Source organism: Streptomyces sp. NPDC007991, from assembly GCF_042958445.1.
GTDB lineage: Bacteria > Actinomycetota > Actinomycetes > Streptomycetales > Streptomycetaceae > Streptomyces.
This window is the reverse complement of the sequence record NZ_JBIBJD010000010.1, coordinates 32916-52525: the sequence shown is the minus strand read 5'-3', so window position 1 is coordinate 52525 and position 19610 is coordinate 32916. Positions and strand designations below refer to the sequence as shown.

The following is a 19610-nucleotide window of genomic DNA, read 5'->3' as shown; positions in this document are numbered from 1 at the left end:
GCAAACGAACAGCGAGTGACACGTCAGGGTACGCGAGTCCGCGCCGGAGCCGAGTGGCGGACCTCTCACACGTTCGGCGGAACGATGTGGCGTACGCCACTCTCCTCTCCATCGACCACGCCCCGGGCGGCCGGCCGGTTCCGGTCCCGGTCGATAATCGGGCCCGTGACCGACCTTGAGACGCGCGCGGCCCCGTCCCGCGCCGGGGCGCTGCGCCGGGCGGCCCCGGCGCTCCTCGGGTACGCGGCCGTCCGTGCCCTGGGCCTCGTCGTCCTGGCCCTGTGGAGCGCGGCGCGCGACAAGAGCGCGTACACGCTGCTGACCGCTCGCTGGGACGCGCTCTGGTACACCAGGGTCGCCGGACTCGGCTACGGCTACGAGGTGCGTCTGGCGAACGGGGACGTGCACTCGAACCTCGCGTTCTTCCCGCTGCTGCCCTGGCTGGAGCGGCTGGTGGCGGCGGTGTCCCCGCTGTCGTACGCGGACGGCGGTTTCCTGGTCGCCCTGTGCGCCTCGGTCGCCGCGGCCTGGGGGATCTTCGCGGTCGCGGACCATGTGTACGGCCGCCGGGCCGGGGTGTGCGCGGTGCTGTTGTGGGCCGTGCTCCCGGTCGGGATCGTGCAGTCGATGGCGTACAGCGAGTCGTTGTTCACGGCGCTCGCCGCGTGGTCGCTGTACGCGGTTCTGACGGGCCGCTGGGTGACCGCGGGCACGCTGGCCCTGCTGGCGGGGCTGACCCGTCCGGTGGGGATGGCCGTGGTGGCCGCGGTGTGGGTGGCGGGGATCGCCTCCTTCACCCGGGAGCGGCGGTCGGGCGACGCCCACGACGCCGGCCCTCGCAGCCGCCGCGCCCTCGGCCTGCTGCTAGCCCCCCTCGGCACCGCCGGATACGTGCTGTGGGTCGGCCACCGCACCGGCAAGGGGCCCCTCGGCTATCTCGACGTGCAGGCGGGGTGGCGCAACGGCTTCGACGGGGGGTACGCCTTCGCCCGTTTCGTCGCCGAAAAGTTCACGTCGTTTCCCTCGGCCCTGGCCGGTGCCGGGCTGATCGCCGGGGTGGTGTCAGTCGTCTGGCTGTATGTGGCCGGAGTACGTGGACGCCAGCCGCTGCCGCTGCTGGTCTACACCGGCGTGGTCACCGCGCTCGCCCTGTGCGCGTCGAGCTACTTCGGCTCGAAACCGCGCCTGCTGATGCCGGCGTTCCCGCTGCTGCTGCCCCTCGCCCTGGCCTTGGCCCGGCTGCGTACGCGCAGGTCAGCGCTGGTGCTCGGGTCGATGGCGGTCGCCTCGGCGGTGTACGGGGCGTTCTGGCTGAACGGTTCGGGTCCCCCCTGACCCGCTGTGAGCGCCCGGAGAATTCCGCGCCATGCCCCGGTGAACTAATTCAAAAGCCCAATAAAACCCCCATCCGGAATGATCAAAGGAATTGAAGGCCGCAGGGCCCGGCGATTACGGATTCGCTGGAAATAAACCTCCTCCTGAGAGGAATCCCACATCACATCGTCATCACAAAGCCGTTGATTCGACGGGGATCCGAGCTCACTCGCTGTAACGTCGATTGGGTGCGTACCGAACCGAAGCTCACCCGTCTGGACCGGGTGTTCGCCCGGCTGGACCGTGAGCCGGAACGACCGGCCCACATCGATGTGCCGAAGATGAGCAGGCACCGCATCGTGCTCTTCGCGGCGACCCTGGCCTTCTACGGCGCGATCGTGTGGGCCGTGATCATCACGTCCTGGCTGGTGCGGCTCGACTGGCAGGTCATGTTCTTCCGGCCGTACCAGCAGTGGTCGGAGATCCACTGGTTCGTCGACTACTACGTGGTGCTCGGCCAGCGCGGCCCGACCGCCGTGATGGTCGCGGCCTGGCTGGGCTGGCGCTCCTGGCGGCAGCACACCCTGCGCCCGCTCCTGGCCCTCGGCGTCTCGCTGCTCCTGCTGAACATCACGGTCGGCGCCGCCAAGTACGGCATGGGCCGCCTGGGGCCGCACTACGCGACCGTGATCGGCTCGAACGAGATGTGGCGCGGCGGCGATATATTTCCGAGCGGTCACACCGCCAACGCCGTGGTGACCTGGGGAATCCTGGCCTACCTGGCATCCACCGCGCGAGCGCAGCGCTGGCTGTCCGCCGTGTCCGCGGTGACCTCGCTCGGCGTCGGGATGGCCACCGTCTACCTCGGTACGCACTGGCTGAGCGATGTGCTGCTGGGCTGGGTCGCGGGGCTGCTGATCCTGCTCGGCCTGCCGTGGTTCGAGCCGCTGATCGCCCGTTCCGAGGACAGGATCTTCGACCTGCGCGACCGCTGGCGGGCCCGCCGCAGCCCCACGACGCCGGACGCCGGCCCGCTCAGCGCGCCGCCCGTGGTGGTCGCACCGCTGCCCGCCGACCGCGACGACGTCGCGGCCCGCTCCCCCCGGGCCCCGGCCTACCTGGCGCCGGGGCCGCACACGGCCCGCTCGGAGCGCACCCCGACCACCCCCGCGGGCAGCCGCCGCCCGCCGCACACGGAGCGGCACCCGCGCGGCTCGGCCTCCTCCTCGGCCCGCCCCTGACGGGGGCCGACCCAGAACGGACGCCTGGCCGCTGCGCACACCCCGTCCAGGCACGGCGAAGGCCCCGGTTCCGCTCCGGAACCGGGGCCTTCGCGCTGTCTCAGCCCTTCCAGGCCCGCGCCACCCGGCCGCCTCTCACCTCGAAGTTCAGCCGGCCCACGCGGTACTCCATCGTGATGATCGCCCCCGGCGGCAGCGCGCGCACCGTCGGCCAGCCGCGCTCACGCGCGAGGTGCTCGGCCCGGTCGGCCTCCAGGCCGACATAGGTGTCCGGGCTGTCGTCGGGTTCCGCGGATGGTGTCGGAATCGGTGCCATGCCGCCACGCTATGCCGTGCCCGGCGACCGCGGAAGTCCGGGCCCGTGACCCGGTTCCCGTCCCTCGCCTGTCACACTTCTGTCACAAGATCACGACAGGTGTTTTGGATGCTGTCCGTCACACGGACGAGCGGTTTCATAGGCCTTCCGCAGGTATTCGACCGCATTTTCCGCGTGTCACATGAGCCCATGGAAAAGCCCGGCGGAAAGTTCCCGGGAGAAGTGACCTCGGGCCCCCGTTCCATTCCGGCACCGCACCGGTCCGGCGCGGCCACCGCCGCACAGGAAATGCGGGGTTCCGGCACGCAGAGGGCCGGTACGCCCCCTGTCGGAGCGCTCGGTGACGCGCGCGTCATGGCGTGAGCTCGCGGGTGGGCGACGCGGGCTTCGGCGGGCCCGGCACGCGATGAGCGAAGGGGCGAGCGAGCGATGGGGACGCAGACCGTACAGGCGACGGCGCGGCCCGTGCCGAGGACGAAGCACGGGCGGGTGATGGTCGACTGGCTGACCACGACGGACCACAAGAAGATCGGTCACCTCTACCTGATCACGTCGTTCGTGTTCTTCCTGATCGCCGGAGTGATGGCGCTGCTGATGCGCGCCGAGCTGGCCCGCCCCGGACTGCAGATCATCAACAACGAGCAGTACAACCAGGCCTTCACCCTGCACGGCACGATCATGCTGCTGCTGTTCGCGACCCCGACCTTCGCGGGCTTCGCGAACGAGCTGATGCCGTTGCAGATCGGCGCGCCCGACGTGGCCTTCCCGCGGCTGAACATGTTCTCGTACTGGCTGTTCCTGTTCGGCGGGCTGATCGTGCTGGGCTCGCTGGTGGTGCCCTCCGGGCCGGCCGACTTCGGGTGGTTCGCCTACGCCCCGCTCAACAGCGCGGAGCGCACGCCCGGCCTCGGGGCCGACCTGTGGATCATGGGGCTGGCGCTGGCCGGCTTCGGCACGATCCTCGGCGCCGTCAACTTCATCACCACCATCATCGGGATGCGCGCGCCCGGCATGACGATGTTCCGGATGCCGATCTTCGTCTGGAACACGCTGTTCACGTCGATCCTGATCCTGATGGCGTTCCCGGTGCTGGCGGCGGCGCTGCTGGTGCTGGAGGCGGACCGGCGGTTCGGCGCGCAGGTCTTCGACGCGGTCAACGGCGGGGCGATCCTGTGGCAGCACCTGTTCTGGTTCTTCGGCCATCCGGAGGTGTACATCATCGCGCTGCCGTTCTTCGGCATCATCACGGAGATCATCCCGGTCTTCAGCCGCAAGCCGATGTTCGGCTATCTGACGCTGGTGGGCGCGACGATGGCGATCACCGGCCTGTCGGTGGTGGTGTGGGCGCACCACATGTTCGCGACGGGCGCGGTGCTGCTGCCGTTCTTCTCCTTCATGAGCTTCCTGATCGCGGTGCCGACGGGCGTGAAGTTCTTCAACTGGACCGGCACCATGCTCAACGGCTCGCTGTCCTTCGAGACGCCGATGCTGTGGGCGACGGGCTTCCTGGTGACGTTCCTGTTCGGCGGGCTGACCGGGGTGATCCTGGCGTCGCCGCCGATGGACTTCCATGTGACGGACACGTACTTCGTGGTGGCGCACTTCCACTACGTCGTCTTCGGCACGGTCGTCTTCGCGATCTTCGCCGGCTTCTACTTCTGGTGGCCGAAGTTCACCGGCAAGATGCTCGACGAACGGCTCGGCAAGATCCAGTTCTGGACGCTCTTCACCGGCTTCCACACCACGTTCCTGGTGCAGCACTGGCTGGGCGCCGAGGGCATGCCCCGCCGGTACGCCGACTACCTCGCCGCGGACGGGTTCACCGCCCTGAACACCGTCTCGACGATCGGCGCGTTCCTGCTCGGCATGTCGACGCTGCCGTTCCTCTACAACGTGTGGAAGACCGCCAGGTACGGCGAGAAGGTCGAGGTCGACGACCCCTGGGGCTACGGCCGTTCCCTGGAGTGGGCGACGTCCTGTCCGCCGCCCCGGCACAACTTCACGTTGCTGCCCCGGATCCGGTCCGAGGCGCCGGCGTTCGACCTGCACCATCCGCGGTACGCGGCGATGACTGCGCAGCCCGAGCCAGAGCGCCATCAAGCCGGTCGCGAGCCCTCCTGATCGCCTCGGTCAGCTCCTCGGGTTCGAGGACCTCGAACTCGAAGCCCAGCATCATCACATGGATCACCATCACGTCGAGGCTCCCGGCGCCGCAGCGCAGCAGGCAGCTGTCCGGGCCCTCCGCCTCCAAAACCCCGGCGCTGGGCGAGATGTCCGCGGCGGCCTCCTCCAGAGGTGCCAGGAGCCGCACCACGGCGTGGGCGGCGTACGCGCGCGTGGAGACGCCCTGGGAGACGTAGGCGGCGAGGTCGTCGGCGGGTGCCTCGCGCGGTTCGAAGCGCGGGCCGTGCGGCGGCCGGGGCGTGATGCGGTCCACGCGGAAGGTGCGCCAGTCCCGCCGGTCGAGGTCCCAGGCGACGAGGTACCAGCGGCGCTCGGTGCACACCAGGCGGTGCGGTTCGACACTGCGGCGGCTGTGGGTGCCGTCGTGGCCGCGGTACTCGAAGCGCAGGCGCTCGGCGTCCCGGCACAGGTGGGCGAGCTCGGTCAGCACGGCCGGGTCGACGGCGTCGGGCACGGGACCGCGCAGCATCGGCACGGTGAAGGCGTTGAGGGCGCCCACGCGGCGGCGCAGCCGGTTCGGCAGCACCTGTTCCAGTTTGGCGAGGGCCCGTACCGAGGTCTCTCCGATGCCCTCGATGCCCTGCCCGGCCGCCGTGCGCAGCCCGACCGCGACGGCGACGGCCTCGTCGTCGTCCAGGAGCAGCGGCGGCAGTTCGGCGCCCGCGCCCAGCTGGTAGCCGCCGCCCGTGCCGGGGCTGGCGTTGACCGGGTAGCCGAGTTCGCGCAGCCGGTCCACGTCCCGGCGCAGGGTGCGGGCGCTGACTCCGAGCCGCTCGGCCAGGTCGGGGCCGGACCACTCGCGGTGGGCCTGGAGCAGGGACAGCAGGCGCAGCAGGCGCGCCGAGGTCTCCAACATGGGGCGAGTCTGCCAGCCCTTGCGGTCAGCCGCTGTCCTCAAGGCTGGTACGCCAACTGGGGGACGACGAAGCAGGTGTGGTTCATGTCCCCCTGGCCGACCCAGCCCCTGCCGTCCTGCCAGCGGGCCACCGACAGGCAGGTCCGGAGGGTCTTCGGAGGCTTGGCGAGCCGCTCGAACTCGACGGGCAGGAGCAGTCCGCCCGCGGTGAACCCCTCACTGCGGTTCATGTAGGCGTCGACGCACGCGCGCGTGATGCCCGTCCTCGCGCAGGACCGCGCGGCGTCCGTGAACCAGCGGGCGGCCGCCCAGCCCTCCAGTTGCCACTGCGAGTGCGTCTTCAGGCCCTTCGTCGCCTCGCGGAACTCCCGTACGGCCGGGTGGCCGGTGTCGTCGTAGTTGCGGCTGGAGCCGGTCGCCCACAGGGCGTTGCGGCAGTGCGGGGCGTCCTTGTAGTCGTCGGCGACGGTGGACGCCCAGTTCTGCACGTTGGTGACCTTGGCGGTGACGTGGGCGCCGACCTCGTCCATGGCCTGGCACAGCCGGGCGTTGCCGTGGCTGTCGATGGCGTCGAAGACGAGGTCGGCGCCCTGTTCCTTCAGGTCGGCGGCGATGGCGCGGAAGTTGGGCAGGGCGAAGTCGACCTGCTCGGGGACGACCTTGTAGCCCTCGGCGCGCAGGCCCCGTTCGACGAGCCGGGCGTAGGCGGCGGAGGCGGACTGGTTGTAGGAGACGACGGCGGCGGTCCGGGCGCCGTGCTCGCGTTTGAAGTACCGGTAGACCTCCGTGCCGCCGTACAGCTTGCCGTTCCAGCCGGTGGTGCCGTCGCGCGGGGCGCGGCTGCCGTAGATGCCGTAGAGGTGCGGGTAGGTGTCGTAGGCGCTGCCGATGGGCTGGCCGCCGATGTCGGGCACGCCCGCGCGGGAGACGCGGGAGGCGCCCGCGTAGTCCAGGGCGGTGGTGGCGACCAGGGCGACGACCTTGTCCTCCTCGACCAGCCGGTGCACGCACTCGTTGTTGCCGACGCCGCTGCCGCCGTCGTCGCACAGGCGTACCTCCACGCGGCGGCCGTCGATGCCCCCGCGCGCGTCGAGCCGGTCGAACCACGCCTTGGCGCCGTCGCGCGGGCCGGTGAAGGCGCTGCCGCCGACCGGGCTGGTGGCGCTGGTGATGATGCCGACCCGCAGGGGCGCGAAGGCGCTGGGCACGGAGGTGCGCTCGCCGTGCCCGAAGTCGCTCTCCGGAAGCCGGCTGCCGCAGGCCGCGCTCAGGGCGAGCAGCAGCACCGCGCCGAGGGCCTCAGCAGCCCGGGACCGGCGACGCATTGCCGCTCAGTTGCACCAGCGCGCACAGCGTCTTGTCGGACACCTTCCAGGTGCCGTTCTGCTCGACGGCCGTCCCGGAGGCGTTCGGCAGGACGGTGGCGCCCTTCAGGGTGAGCGTGTACGTCACGTCCGCCTGGGTCGCCGAGGTGAACTCGATCTTGTCGACCATCGCCTGGACCTGCCCGCCGCGCTTGTCACCGCTGAAGGCCTTGAGGACGGGCGCCATCCGGTCGCCGTTCTCCAGGACGGCCAGCTTGTCCTCGGGTGAGGTCTTCGGGTCGAAGAACTTCTGCCAGTTCTGCCTGATCTCCGTCTCGGCCGCGGCCCGGTTCGCCGGCGCGCTGGCCGGTGCGCTCGTGGTCCGCTCCGCGGTCGGTGTGGGCGGGGTGCTCCCGCCGCCGCCGTTGTTGTCGCTGCACGCCGCGAGGGCCGGGGCGAGAGCCAGGACCAGGGCGGCCGCGATCGCCGTACCGCGTCCTGCGGCTCGGGGGCCCCGTGTCGCGTTCCCCCGCCTGAGGTCGCTGCCGAGAACCATCTGGCTCACCACCGGGTGTCGGTCCGGGCCATGGGCGCCCGGTTCTTTCAGGGTCAGCTTCCAAGGGGCATAGTGCAACCGAGCGGCGGACTTGAACAGGCGGCCAGGCGCGTGCCCGGACGACCGACGTGTGGGAGCCAGCGATGCGGACAAGCCGACTGCGTACCGTGCATCTGGTCCTCTGGGCCGGCTGGGGGGCACTGGCCGCCGGGGCGGTGCTGTGCGTCGTCGGCTGGTACGGCGTCTCCGGGGAGCGCTTCGCCGAACGGCAGCTGCCCTACCTGGCTTCCTGCACGGTCCCCGGCGCGGCGCTGATCATCTCCGGGGCGGTGCTGCTGGCCCACGGCCGGGACTCGACGGCCGCCGCGCGCGTGGAGGAGCTGTACGGCCTGCTGACGGAGGCCGAGCCGGCCGAGGCCGACGGGAGAGGGCAGACCGCGCTCGCGCCCCTCGCGGTCAGCGGCGAGATGCTGATGGTGCCGGGCGGGACGCTGTGGCACCGCGCGGACTGCCCCCTGGTGGCGGGGAAGGATGAGGCGGTTCCGGTGGATTCCAAGCTGGTGGCGAGCGGCGAGCTGGGCCCGTGCCCGATCTGCGAGCCCGCTCAAGAGACCGACTGAGCCCGGGTCATGTCCTCCCTGACGTACGACCTCACCCTGGCCGGCCTGTCGGTGGGCAGCGCGGCGGCGCTGACCGGGATCGGCCTGATCGTGACGTACCGCGCGACCGGGGTGCTGAACCTCGCGCACGGCGCGATCGCCATGGTGTGCGCCTATGTGCTGCGGCAGTGCGTCGTCGCGTGGGGCTGGCCGCTGTGGCTCGGGGCCGCGGTGACGCTGCTCGTGCTGGCGCCGGGGCTGGGTGTCGTACTGGAGCGGTTCGTCTTCCGGCCCCTGGCGGTGCTCGGCGGTGACCCGGCGCAGACGCTGGTGGCGTCCATCGGGGTGTTCGTGCTCCTGGTGGGCGGGGCGGCGGTGCTGTGGGGGCAGGGGGCGCGGGACGACGCGCCGGCGCTGGTGCCCGACGAGCCGTGGAGGCAGCTGGCGGTGGTGCTGGTGCTGGCCGCCGGGGTTACGGCGGTCGTCCGCTGGACGCGGTTCGGGCGGCAGCTGCGGGCCGTCGTGGACGACCGGCAGCTCGCCGTGCTGGGCGGCATCGACGCGGACCGGGTCGCGGCGGCGGGCTGGGCGTTCGGCTCCTTCACGGCGGGCCTGACCGGCGTCCTGCTGGCGCCGTACGTGCGTCTCGACCCGTACGGGCTGTCGCTGCTCGTGATGGAGGTCGTGGCGGTCGCGGTCGCCGCGCGGATGCGCAGCCTGGCGGTCGCGGTGGTGGTGGCGCTGGGCATCGGGGTGGCGCAGAGCCAGCTCACGCGGCTGCACCCGTCCGGGTGGGGCGCGCCGCTGCTGCAGACGGCCGGCACGAACCTGTTCGTGGTCGCCCTGCTGGTGGCGGCCCTGGTCCTGCCGGGCGTGGGCACGCGTGACGCGCTGCCGCGCACGGCGACCGCCCGGGTTGCGACCCCGCCCGGCGCGTGGCTCGTGGCGGCCGTGCTGTTCCTGCTCCCGCTGGGCCTCGCCGGCCAGGACCTCTACACGTCGATCCAGGTGCCGGGGCTGGCCGTCGTCCTGCTGTCCCTGGTGGTGGTCACCGGCCGCGGTGGCCAGATCTCCCTGGGGCAGGCGGCGTACGCGGGTCTGGGGGCCCTGTTCACCGCGCTGCTGGCGGCGGGCCGCTTCCCGGGCCTGCCGGCCGTGCCGGAGCTGGCGGCCCTCGCGGTGGCGGTCGCCCTGGTGGCGCCGCTCGGCCTGCTCACGGGCTGGCCGGCGATCGGCCGCCGGGGCCTGGCGCTCGCGCTGGCGACGTTCGCCGTCGGCGTGGGCGTGAGCCGCTTCGTCTTCGACCAGCCGTACGCCACGGCGGGCCTGTCGCTGGGCCGCCCGGCGGGTTTCGAGGGGGACAGGGCGTACTACGTCCTGGAGCTGCTCCTGCTGGCGCTCGCGCTGCCGGCGGCGCACGCGCTGCGCCGGGGGCGGACGGGGCGGGCCCTCGCGGCCATGCGGGACCATGAGACGGGAGCGCAGGCGGCGGGCGTCCGGGTGCCGTCCCTCAAGCTGCTCGCCTTCGTCGCGGGCGCCGCACTCGCCGCGCTGGGCGGCGGCATGCTCGGCATGGGCCTGCGCGCCTTCGACCCCGCGGCCTACGACCCCGTACGCGGTCTGCTGTGGTTCGCGGCGGTCGTGGTGCTGGGCGCCGACAGCACCCTCGGCGCCCTCGGCGCCGCGGCCCTCCTGGTCGGTCTGGACGCGGGCACGCGCGGCGGCGTGGCGGCGGCACTGATCGGCGTCCTGGCGGTCCTCGTGGGCCGCTTCCCCGGCGGCCCGTACGAGGCCCTGCGCACGGCGGCGGAACGCCTGCGGCGGCACCGCACACCGGCCCTCACCCCGGCCGGAGCCCGGGCCCGCGAACTGCTGCGCCCGGCGCGACAGCGGACGCCCCGGCCGTCACCGCTGCCCGCGGGGACGACGGCGACACGCGTGGCGGGGGTGGACGGGCGTGCCGGCCTCCCGGGGGACGAGAGCGGTACGACACCGCGCGCCACCACCCCTGACGGACGACGAGCGACTCCCGACACCGGGCCGACAGGCCGCGAGCCGCCTCGACCGCCGGTCCACGGCCCCGCGGCCCCCGCCGCCCCCCGCCCTCCGGCGATTCCGGCGGCTCCGACGACCCCGGGGGCTCCAGGGGCTCGGGCCACGACCGCCTCCTCCCCCCTCCTCACGGCCCGCCGCCTCCACGCCCACTACGGCGGCTTCACCGCTCTCGACGGGGTCGACCTGGACGTCTCCGCCGGGCGGATCACCGCCGTCGTGGGCCCCAACGGGGCCGGAAAGAGCACCCTGTTCCACTGTCTGGCCGGCACACTGCGGCCCGCGCGTGGTGAGGTGCGCCTCGGCGGGCGGGACATCACCGCCCTGCCCCCGCACGCCCGCAGCCGGCTCGGTGTCGCGCGGACCTTCCAGCAACTGGCCGTCTTCCCCTCGCTGACCGTGGCCGACAACGTCCGGGTGGGCGCCGAACAGGGCCGGGTGACCGACCCGGGCGCCGTGGAGCGGACGCTGAGGCTGCTCGGCCTCGACGGGCCGGTGCGGGCGCTGCCCGCCGCCGGGCTGCCCACGGGGACGCTGCGCCGCGTCGAACTGGCCCGGGCGCTCGCGGGCGCCCCGCGCGTCCTGCTGCTCGACGAGCCCGCCGCCGGCCTCGACACCACCGAGGTGGCCGCCCTCGCCCGGGTCCTGAAGGCCCTGGCCGCCGACGGCACGGCCCTCCTCGTCGTCGAGCACGACCTGGACCTGGTCGCCGGTCTCGCCGACGTCGTGCATGTGATGACGGCGGGCCGGATCGTCGCCTCCGGCCCGCCCGAGCGGGTCCTGGACGCCCTGGGAACGGCGGCCGGGCGATGACCACCGTCTCCCTGCGCCACGCGCGCGTGCGCTACGGCCCGCTGGAGGCCCTGCACGGCGTCACCCTCGCCGCTCCCGGCCCGGGCATCACCGTGCTGCTGGGCCGCAACGGCTCCGGCCGCAGCACCGCCCTGCGCGCCCTGGCCGGAACGGTGCCCCTGTCGGGCGGCGCCGTGGTGTGGGACGGCGCCGACGTGACCCGCGTACCCGCGTACGAGCGGGCCCGGCGCGGGCTGTGCCTGGTTCCGGAGCGGCAGGCCGTGTTCGGCTCGCTCACCGTGCGCGAGAACCTCGCACTCGCCGCCCCGGACCACGGCCCGGCGCTCGACGCCTATCCGCAGTTGGGGCCCCTGCTGGAACGGCGTGCCGGCACCCTCTCCGGCGGGGAGCAGCGCATGCTCGCCCTGTCCCGGGCGCTGCTGGCACGCGCGCGCGTGGTGCTCGTGGACGAGCCCGCCCAGGGCATGTCGCCCTCGGTCGCAGCGCGTACGTACGAGTTGCTGGGCGCGCTGGACGCGTGTGTGGTGGTCGCCGAGCAGCGTCTGCCGCCCGCCCTGCGGAAGCGGCCCGCGCTCGTCTACGAACTGCGGCGCGGGACGGTCGTGTTCGCCGGCGAGGCGGTCGAGCTCCCTCACTGACCCGCGAGTTCCCCCGCTGACCCGGCGCGCGAAGACCCCGTCCGGTCGGCCGACCGGACGGGGCCCGTGTCCCGGCGAGGGGGAGCGGCTCAGATGTCGAGGCGCAGGCCGGGCACGATGATGTCGGGGTCGGTGCCGATGGCGGCCTTGTTGGCGGCGTAGAGGTGCTGCCAGGTGGTCCCGTGCCGGGCGGCGACGCCGCTCAGGGTGTCGCCCGCGCGGACGGTGTAGTCGCCTCGGGAGGAGCCGCGGTCCGGGTGTGCCGTCGTGGAACGCGCCGGTGCCTTCGAGGGCTTGGCCGGAGCGGGCGCGGCGGAGGTGACCGGGTCGGCCGCCGCGGAGGCCGCGGGTGCGCTGCCGCTCGCCCCGGCGCGTGCCGAGCAGGTCGGCCAGGCGCCCCATCCCTGGGCGCGCTGGACCTTGGTGGCGACGGCGATCTGCTGGGACTTGCTCGCCCGGTCGGCGGTGGGCGCGTAGGCCGTGCCGCCGTAGGCGCGCCAGGTGGAGGGGGCGAACTGGAGTCCGCCGTGGTAGCCGTTGCCGGTGTTGATGTGCCAGTTGCCGCCGCTCTCGCACTGGGCGATGCGGTCCCACACTCCGCTGTCAGCCGCCGCGGCGTTTCCGGTCGCGGCCAGCAGTCCGAGGGGCGCGAGCAGTGCCGCGCCGGCGAGGACCGCCGTCGTACGAACCTGGTTCTTCCGAGCGTTGTCGCGCGTGGTATCGGCACATTCGGACATGTAGTTCCCTCTCGAAGCGCTCGGGGTCCCCCAAGGCGGAACGCCACTCCCCGCGCCATGGGGCGCGTGGGTCGCGCTCGCCCCGCCCGCCGGTGTGGTGCTGCGCGTGGTTCCGGAGAATCACGCGGCCGGCGGACGTACCCGAGCGGTGCTCGCTGCACACGGCGGAGGAATCTAAGGAGTTGACGGGCCGTCATCAACCGGTGGCCCGTCGTGCCAGGCCAGTTCCCCGATACCTCAGGTAACGGCTATTTCCGGACACCCACTTCATTCCCGGATTTCCTGATATGTCGACCAGCCCGGCCGGCTTCCTGTGACCCACTTCACCCCCTCAACCTCCTTTACAAACCGCTGACTTGACGGTGAGTAGGCGATTCCGCGCCGAGCGTGACCCTGTGCGCTGAATGGTTCGATTCCGTTCGCCCTGGGGCGTGACTCCCGCCACAGATCGGCCGTTGTCATCTTCATGAGCCGGGACCCACCCGGACCACGGGCCGGGAGCCGCCCGGTCGTGCCAGCACCGCATCCCCGAGGGAGCCACCCGTGCCGCGCATGCTCGACGTCAGCGACGAGGTACGCGCCGAGATCGGCGCCGAAGAAGCCGACCGCCTGCTCGCCGGAGAGACCGCCCCGGGCAGTTACGACTGCACGTCCTGCCGCACTCCGGGCGACTCCGAGCAGGAGCGCACCAGCACCGTCCTGTTCATCGGGGACGAGACCGCCATCCTCGCCTTCGCCCACGCCGGCTGCCTGCCCTCGCAGGTGGTCCAGGTCACCGAGGAACAGCTGCGGGGCGCCGTGAAGTCCATCACCAGCGACACCGTCGACCTGGAACCCGACAAGGTGGTCCCCGAGCAGGCGGTGCTCGGCGTGACCAGCGGACTCGTACTGATCGCCGGGGAACTGCACCCGGCCCTGGTGGTGGAGCCGACCGCGCCCATCGCCCGGCCGGGCACCACGGGCTCCGGCGACGACTTCCTGCCCCTGCTCGTCGAGCAGGGCTTCATGCCGCTGACCGAGCTGTCCGCCGTACCGCCCGTGCTGCACGGCTGGTCGGTGCTGCTCGCCGTGGGCCAGCTGCACGCGGTGCTCCAGCCCGGCAGCAACGGCGGTCAGCCGGTGGCCTGGTGGCAGGCGCACCAGCCGCTCCAGGTCGCCGAGAACTGGCGCGCGGCCGCCAACAAGCACCAGCAGGTGCTGATGTTCGCCGCGCCGGTCGGCTCGATCGGCCGGCAGCCGCGCGAGGACCTGCTGCGGGACGCGCTGGACAGGGCGGCGGCGACCGGAAAGCTCGTCGCCGCCGCCCTGCCGCTGGCCGGCACCTGAGCGGCTCGTCACCCGGGCGGCCCGCACCCCCGCGAAAGCCGTACCCGGGCCGCATCCCTTGCCCCGCGGGGTCGTTTGGACATACGTGCACGCATACGACGTTCCCCGCCGCCAGTCCTACTCGTCGATCCCCTCCGCACGATCGGCTCAGGACTCCCAGTGCGGCCCATCGGCCACGCCGATCTACGACGCGCTCTACGCCGAGTACGTCAAGTCCTTCCGCGCACTTCCCGGCGACCGCAGCGGCGAGGAGAAACTCGGCTTCACCGCCTTCGGGAACCTCCCGCACAGCACGGGCACGTACGGCAGTTCGCACAGCAACTCGTACAGTGCCTACAGCGCGGGTGCCCAGACCGCCCGCCATGCCGCCGGACAGCAGCCGCAGTGGCAGCGCGTCGGGACCATCGGCTCGCAGGGCACGGAGATGCACCACGTGCCGGCCGCACTGCCGCCGGGTCGGCGCGGCGGCGTCTGAAGCGAGCACCGAACAGCGCCAAGGGCGGTCCCGGCCGGGACCGCCCTTGGCGCTGTTTCGCTCCCGCCTCGTCCTACTTCTTCTTGCCGCGCTTCTCGCGGACCCGCACCGAGATGTGGATCGGCGTCCCCTCGAAGCCGAACTCCTCGCGCAGACGGCGTTCGATGAAGCGCCGGTAGCCCGCCTCGATGAAGCCGGAGGCGAAGAACACGAACCGCGGCGGCTTGGTGCCCGCCTGCGTGCCGAACAGGATGCGCGGCTGCTTGCCGCCCCGGACCGGGTGGGGGTGAGCGGCGACCAGCTCGCCGAGGAACGCGTTCAGCCTGCCGGTCGGGACCCGGGTCTCCCAGCCCGCCAGGGCCGTCTCGATCGCCGGGACCAGCTTCTCCATGTGGCGGCCGGTGCGCGCCGAGACGTTGACCCGCGGGGCCCACGCCACCTGGCCCAGCTCGGTCTCGATCTCCCGCTCCAGGTAGTAGCGGCGCTCCTCGTCGAGGGTGTCCCACTTGTTGAAGGCGAGGACGACCGCACGGCCCGCCTCGACGGCCATGGTGACGATCCGCTGGTCCTGCACCGAGATGGACTCGGAGGCGTCGATCAGGATGACCGCGACCTCGGCCTTCTCGACGGCGGCGGCGGTGCGCAGCGAGGCGTAGTAGTCGGCGCCCTGCTGGAGGTGGACGCGCTTGCGGATGCCCGCCGTGTCGACGAACTTCCAGGTGACGCCGCCGAGTTCGATCAGCTCGTCGACCGGGTCCCGGGTGGTGCCCGCCAGCTCGTTGACGACGACGCGCTCCTCGCCCGCCACCTTGTTCAGCAGCGAGGACTTGCCCACGTTCGGGCGGCCGATCAGGGCGATGCGGCGCGGCCCGCCGATGCCGCCCGCGCCGAACGTCTCGCGCGGCGCCTGCGGCAGCACCTCCAGGACCTGGTCGAGCATGTCGCCGGTGCCGCGGCCGTGCAGCGCCGAGACCGGGTACGGCTCCCCCAGGCCCAGCGACCACAGATAGGCCGCGTCGGCCTCGCCGCTCGGGCCGTCCACCTTGTTGGCGCACAGCACGACCGGCTTGCCGGCCTTGCGCAGCAGCCGTACGACGGCCTCGTCGGTGTCGGTGGCGCCGACCTTGGCGTCGACGACGAAGACGACGGCGTCGGCCGCCTCGATGGCGTACTCGGCCTGGGCGGCGACGGAGGCGTCGATGCCGAGGACGTCCTGCTCCCAGCCGCCGGTGTCGACGACCTTGAAGCGGCGGCCCGCCCACTCGGCCTCGTAGGTCACACGGTCGCGGGTGACACCGGGCTTGTCCTCGACGACGGCCTCACGGCGGCCGATGATGCGGTTCACCAGGGTCGACTTGCCGACATTGGGGCGGCCGACCACGGCGAGAACCGGCAGCGGGCCGTGACCCGCCGCCTCGATCGCGCCCTCGACGTCCTCGAGGTCGAAGCCCTCCTCCGCGGCGAGCTCCATGAACTCCGCGAACTCGGCGTCGCCGAGCGCCCCGTGGTCGTGCTCGGGCGCGCCTTCGTAGGCGTCCGAGCCGTCGGGCTGGGTGTGGTCGTTCATGAAGTCCGTACCTCGTCGTTCATCGTGGTGGTCGGTGGAGTACCCGCTGTCCTGCGGCTGATCCACTACTCAGTGTTGCCTAGCGCCCGGTGAGGCGCCTGGCGTTTTCCAGGTGGGCGGCGAGCTGCTTCTGTATGCGCCCGGTCGCCTCGTCCAGCGCCTTGCGCGTGCGGCGCCCGCTGCCGTCGCCCGCCTCGAAGGGCTCCCCGAAGACGACGTCGACACGGGACCGCAGCGGAGGCAGCGCCTTTATCAACCGTCCCCGCCGGTCGGAACTTCCCAGCACGGCCACCGGCACGATCGGGGCGCCGCTGCGCACCGCGAAGTACGCGAGCCCGGCGCGCAGCGAGGCGAAGTCGCCCTCGCCCCGGGTGCCCTCCGGGAAGATGCCGAGCACGCCGCCGTTCTGCAGCACGCCGAGCGCCCGGGTGATCGCTGTGCGGTCGGTGGTGTCGCGGTCCACCTTCAGCTGGCCGATGCCGGTCAGGAACGGGTCGAGCGGGCCGATGAACGCCTCCTTCTTGATCAGGAAGTGCGTCGGCCGGGGCGCCACGCCCATGACCATCGGGCCGTCGATGTTGTGGGAGTGGTTGACGGCGAAGATCACCGGGCCGGTCGTGGGCACCCGCCAGGCGCCGAGCACGCGCGGCTTCCACAGCCCGTACATCAGGCCGACGCCGATGCGCCGCCCGACGTCGGCGGCCCGCGGGGAAGGCGGCTGGTCGGTCACTTCCCGGCCCGCTTCTCCTCGACGAGGGTGACGACGCACTCGATGACCTGGGCCAGCGTGAGCTCGGTGGTGTCCACCTCGACCGCGTCGTCCGCCTTGGCGAGCGGCGAGGTCTTGCGGCTGGAGTCGGCCGCGTCCCGCTTGATCAGGGCCTCGCGGGTGGAGTGCACGTCGGCGCCCTTCAGCTCACCGCTGCGGCGGGCGGCACGCACCTCCGGGGAGGCGGTGAGGAAGATCTTCAGGTCGGCGTCCGGCAGCACGGTCGTGCCGATGTCGCGGCCCTCGACCACGATGCCGCCGGCCGCGGAGGCCGCGATCGAGCGCTGGAGCTCGGTGATCCGGGCCCGCACCTCGGGCACCGCGCTGACCGCGCTGACCTTGGAGGAGACCTCCTGGGTGCGGATCGGCCCGGCCACGTCGACGCCGTCGACGGTGATGGTGGGGCCCTCGGGGTCGGTGCCAAAGACGATCTCCGGCTTGCCGGCCGCGGCGGCGATCGCGGCGGGGTCGTCGAGGTCGATGCCGTTGTTCACCATCCACCAGGTGATCGCCCGGTACTGGGCGCCGGTGTCCAGGTAGCTCAGTCCGAGCTGTGCCGCCACGGCCTTCGAGGTGCTCGACTTGCCCGTGCCGGCGGGGCCGTCGATCGCGACAATCACTGGCGTGGCGCTTTCCACTGTGGGGACCTTCCTGAACCGGGCTGGCGGGGGTGGGGGCACGAGGGCCCCGCACAAGGTTACTGGGTGCGGGTCACTCGTCCGGCCGCGCGTCGGTCAGCCACCTCCAGCATGCCCTACTGCCGGATCGCCCAGCCCCGCTCCCGCAGCGCGGCACTCAGGACGGGTGCCGCCTTCGGCTCCACCATCAGCTGCACCAGACCGGCCTGCTGCCCGGTCGCGTGCTCGATGCGCACGTCCTCGATGTTGACGCCGGCCCGGCCCGCGTCCGCGAAGATCCGGGCCAGCTGTCCGGGCTGGTCGTCGATGAGCACGGACACGGTCTCGTAGACCCGCGGAGCGGATCCGTGCTTGCCGGGGACGCGGACCTGCCCGGCGTTGCCGCGCCGCAGGACGTCCTCGATGCCGGTGGTGCCGTCACGGCGCTTGTCCTCGTCGGAGGACTGCAGGGCGCGCAGGGCCCGCACGGTCTCCTCCAGGTCGGCGGCGACGTCCCCGAGCAGGTCGGCGACCGGCCCGGGGTTCGCGGAGAGGATGTCGATCCACATCCCGGGGTCGGAGGCGGCGATCCGCGTCACGTCCCGGATGCCCTGCCCGCACAGCCGTACGGCGGCCTCCTCGGCGTGCTCCAGGCGCGCGGCGACCAGGCTGGAGACCAGGTGGGGCATGTGGGAGACGAGGGCGACGGCACGGTCGTGGGCGTCGGCGTCCATCACGACCGGCACGGCACGGCAGTGCGAGACCAGCTCCAGGGCGAGGTTCAGCACCTCGGTGTCGGTGTCCCGGGTGGGGGTGAGCACCCAGGGGCGGCCCTCGAAGAGGTCGCCGGTGGCGGCCAGCGGGCCGGACTTCTCCCGGCCCGACATGGGGTGCGTGCCCAGGTACGCCGTCAGGTCGAGGCCGCGGGCCTCCAGTTCGCGGCGCGGCCCGCCCTTGACGCTGGCGACGTCGAGGTAGCCGCGTGCCACCCCGCGGCGCATGGCGTCGGCGAGCACGTCGGCCACGTGGGCGGGCGGGGCGGCGACGATCGCGAGGTCGACGGGCCCGTCCGGCGCCTGGTCCGTGCCGGCGCCGAGCGCGGCGGCCGTATGGGCCTGCTCCGGGTCGTGGTCGGCGAGGTGCACGGTGACGCCCCGCTGGGACAGGGCCAGGGCGGCGGACGTGCCGATGAGCCCGGTGCCGATGACGAGTGCGGTCCTCACTGGGCGATGTCCTTGCGCAGGGCGCCCGCGGCGCCGAGGTAGACGTGCGCGATGCCGGCGCGGGGCTTGTCGGACTCGATGTGCGCGAGGACCCGCACGACACGCGGCATGGCGCCCTCGACGTCGAGTTCCTGGGCGCAGATCAGCGGGACGTCGACGATGCCGAGCTTGCGGGCGGCGGCCGCCGGGAAATCGCTGCGCAGGTCGGGCGTGGCCGTGAACCAGATGCTGATCAGGTCCTCGGCGGTGAGGCCGTTGCGCTCCAGGATGGCCCTGAGCAGGGCTCCGACCTGCTCGTCCATGTGCCCGGCCTCGTCCCGTTCGAGTTGGACGGCGCCCCGGACCGCTCGTACCGCCACGGCGATGCTCCTTGCTGACGTGCGTGTCGCTGTGTGTCGCTGTGCGTGTCAAGCCTAGTCAGCCCGGTCGGCAGGGGTGCGCGGCGCCCATCCGATGAGACACCGGACGTGCCGCCCCTTGGGTATTTTCGATGCAAAGACACACAGAATTCCGATTTATCCCTCTTCGGTATCTTCGGAGTGACGGCATGACCTACGAGACCACACGCCGCACGGTCCTCCTCTCGACGGGCGCGACGAGTGCTGTGGCGCTCGTCGCGGCCTGCGGCGGGGGCGGCGACGGCAACGGCTCCGCATCGACGGGCTCGCCCACCGGGCGGAAGACCACCGGCCAGGAGACGGCCGGCCAGGAGCTGGCCTCCACGGACGAGATCCCCGTCGGCGGCGGAAAGATCTTCCCGGACGAGAAGGTGGTGGTGACCCAGCCCGAGCAGGGCCGGTTCAAGGCCTTCTCCGCGATCTGCACCCACATGGGCTGCACGGTGGCGTCCGTCTCCGACGGCACCATCAACTGCCCCTGTCACGGCAGCAAGTACCACGTCGCCGACGGCTCGGTGGCCCACGGCCCGGCGACGCGGCCGCTGCCCGCCGAGCAGATCACCGTGAAGGGAAACTCGGTTCGCCTGACGTGAGGGCCCGCCGACGCACGTCGAGGGCCCGGCCG

At 72.7% G+C, this 19610-nt stretch carries 18 protein-coding genes and 1 pseudogene; 9 read left to right on the top strand and 10 right to left on the bottom strand.

Features of this window, described 5'->3' with window-relative positions:
- The first annotated feature begins 165 nt into the window (after nt 1-165).
- The gene (locus tag ACFZDA_RS27715; protein ID WP_391086594.1) at nt 166-1335 is read left to right on the top strand and encodes a hypothetical protein; all 1170 of its coding nucleotides are present in this window, start codon (nt 166-168) and stop codon (nt 1333-1335) included.
- 227 nt (nt 1336-1562) lie between these two features.
- Nucleotides 1563-2555, top strand: coding sequence for a phosphatase PAP2 family protein (locus ACFZDA_RS27710; protein WP_391086592.1), 993 nt, complete (start codon nt 1563-1565; stop codon nt 2553-2555).
- Between the two features lie 100 nt (nt 2556-2655).
- On the opposite strand, the gene ACFZDA_RS27705 is transcribed toward ACFZDA_RS27710, so the two are convergent.
- Nucleotides 2656-2871, bottom strand: coding sequence for an I78 family peptidase inhibitor (locus ACFZDA_RS27705; protein WP_391086590.1), 216 nt, complete (start codon nt 2869-2871; stop codon nt 2656-2658).
- A gap of 429 nt (nt 2872-3300) precedes the next feature.
- On the opposite strand from ACFZDA_RS27705, the pseudogene ctaD reads away from it, so the two are divergent.
- Nucleotides 3301-4827 (top strand): annotated as a pseudogene (gene ctaD / locus ACFZDA_RS27700) (cytochrome c oxidase subunit I); the annotation flags it as partial.
- A 43-nt stretch (nt 4828-4870) separates the two neighbouring features.
- On the opposite strand, the gene ACFZDA_RS27695 reads toward ctaD, so the two are convergent.
- Genes ACFZDA_RS27695 through ACFZDA_RS27685 form a run of 3 tightly spaced genes read right to left on the bottom strand, consistent with a single transcriptional unit; the run spans nt 4871 to nt 7771 of the window.
- Nucleotides 4871-5911: a WYL domain-containing protein gene (locus ACFZDA_RS27695; RefSeq protein ID WP_391086588.1), complete on the bottom strand. Its 1041-nt coding sequence runs from the start codon at nt 5909-5911 to the stop codon at nt 4871-4873.
- Nucleotides 5912-5949: 38 nt separating this feature from the next.
- Nucleotides 5950-7236: an ABC transporter substrate-binding protein gene (locus ACFZDA_RS27690; protein ID WP_391086586.1), complete on the bottom strand. Its 1287-nt coding sequence runs from the start codon at nt 7234-7236 to the stop codon at nt 5950-5952.
- A complete protein-coding gene (locus ACFZDA_RS27685; protein ID WP_391086584.1) occupies nt 7211-7771 on the bottom strand; it encodes a hypothetical protein in 561 nt (186 codons plus the stop codon). Before ACFZDA_RS27685 ends, ACFZDA_RS27690 begins: the two co-directional genes overlap by 26 nt.
- 143 nt (nt 7772-7914) lie before the next feature.
- On the opposite strand from ACFZDA_RS27685, the gene ACFZDA_RS27680 reads away from it, so the two are divergent.
- From ACFZDA_RS27680 to ACFZDA_RS27670, 3 genes are read left to right on the top strand one after another with little or no spacing between them, the layout of a single operon-like run.
- Nucleotides 7915-8391 carry a hypothetical protein gene (locus ACFZDA_RS27680; protein WP_391086582.1) on the top strand — a complete coding sequence of 159 codons (477 nt, stop codon included), beginning with the start codon at nt 7915-7917 and terminating at the stop codon, nt 8389-8391.
- 9 nt (nt 8392-8400) lie between these two features.
- Nucleotides 8401-11235, top strand: a complete 2835-nt coding sequence (locus ACFZDA_RS27675) for an ATP-binding cassette domain-containing protein (protein WP_391086580.1) — start codon at nt 8401-8403, stop codon at nt 11233-11235.
- On the top strand, nt 11232-11873 hold the full coding sequence (locus tag ACFZDA_RS27670) for an ATP-binding cassette domain-containing protein (RefSeq protein ID WP_391086578.1): 642 nt from the start codon (nt 11232-11234) through the stop codon (nt 11871-11873). Before ACFZDA_RS27675 ends, ACFZDA_RS27670 begins: the two co-directional genes overlap by 4 nt.
- An 89-nt stretch (nt 11874-11962) precedes the next feature.
- On the opposite strand, the gene ACFZDA_RS27665 is transcribed toward ACFZDA_RS27670, so the two are convergent.
- Nucleotides 11963-12610, bottom strand: coding sequence for a transglycosylase family protein (locus ACFZDA_RS27665; RefSeq protein WP_391086576.1), 648 nt, complete (start codon nt 12608-12610; stop codon nt 11963-11965).
- Between the two features lie 543 nt (nt 12611-13153).
- On the opposite strand from ACFZDA_RS27665, the gene ACFZDA_RS27660 reads away from it, so the two are divergent.
- Nucleotides 13154-13936: a hypothetical protein gene (locus ACFZDA_RS27660; RefSeq protein WP_391086574.1), complete on the top strand. Its 783-nt coding sequence runs from the start codon at nt 13154-13156 to the stop codon at nt 13934-13936.
- Between the two features lie 85 nt (nt 13937-14021).
- Nucleotides 14022-14411, top strand: a complete 390-nt coding sequence (locus ACFZDA_RS27655) for a hypothetical protein (RefSeq protein WP_391086572.1) — start codon at nt 14022-14024, stop codon at nt 14409-14411.
- 73 nt (nt 14412-14484) lie between these two features.
- Here ACFZDA_RS27655 and der read toward each other — a convergent pair whose 3' ends face one another.
- From der to aroH, 5 genes are all read right to left on the bottom strand, one after another.
- Entirely contained in the window at nt 14485-15978 is a 1494-nt protein-coding gene (gene der / locus ACFZDA_RS27650) for a ribosome biogenesis GTPase Der (RefSeq protein ID WP_391086570.1), read from the bottom strand.
- Between the two features lie 79 nt (nt 15979-16057).
- Nucleotides 16058-16708 carry a 1-acyl-sn-glycerol-3-phosphate acyltransferase gene (locus tag ACFZDA_RS27645; RefSeq protein ID WP_391086568.1) on the bottom strand — a complete coding sequence of 217 codons (651 nt, stop codon included), beginning with the start codon at nt 16706-16708 and terminating at the stop codon, nt 16058-16060.
- Entirely contained in the window at nt 16705-17385 is a 681-nt protein-coding gene (gene cmk / locus ACFZDA_RS27640; protein ID WP_391086566.1) for a (d)CMP kinase, read from the bottom strand. The genes ACFZDA_RS27645 and cmk overlap by 4 nt, the downstream gene beginning before the upstream one ends.
- 116 nt (nt 17386-17501) lie before the next feature.
- On the bottom strand, nt 17502-18587 hold the full coding sequence (locus tag ACFZDA_RS27635; RefSeq protein ID WP_391086564.1) for a prephenate dehydrogenase: 1086 nt from the start codon (nt 18585-18587) through the stop codon (nt 17502-17504).
- Nucleotides 18584-18946 carry a chorismate mutase gene (gene aroH, locus ACFZDA_RS27630; protein WP_391086562.1) on the bottom strand — a complete coding sequence of 121 codons (363 nt, stop codon included), beginning with the start codon at nt 18944-18946 and terminating at the stop codon, nt 18584-18586. The genes ACFZDA_RS27635 and aroH overlap by 4 nt, the downstream gene beginning before the upstream one ends.
- A 188-nt stretch (nt 18947-19134) precedes the next feature.
- On the opposite strand from aroH, the gene ACFZDA_RS27625 reads away from it, so the two are divergent.
- Nucleotides 19135-19578, top strand: coding sequence for a Rieske 2Fe-2S domain-containing protein (locus tag ACFZDA_RS27625; protein ID WP_391086560.1), 444 nt, complete (start codon nt 19135-19137; stop codon nt 19576-19578).
- The last annotated feature ends 32 nt before the right edge of the window (nt 19579-19610 follow it).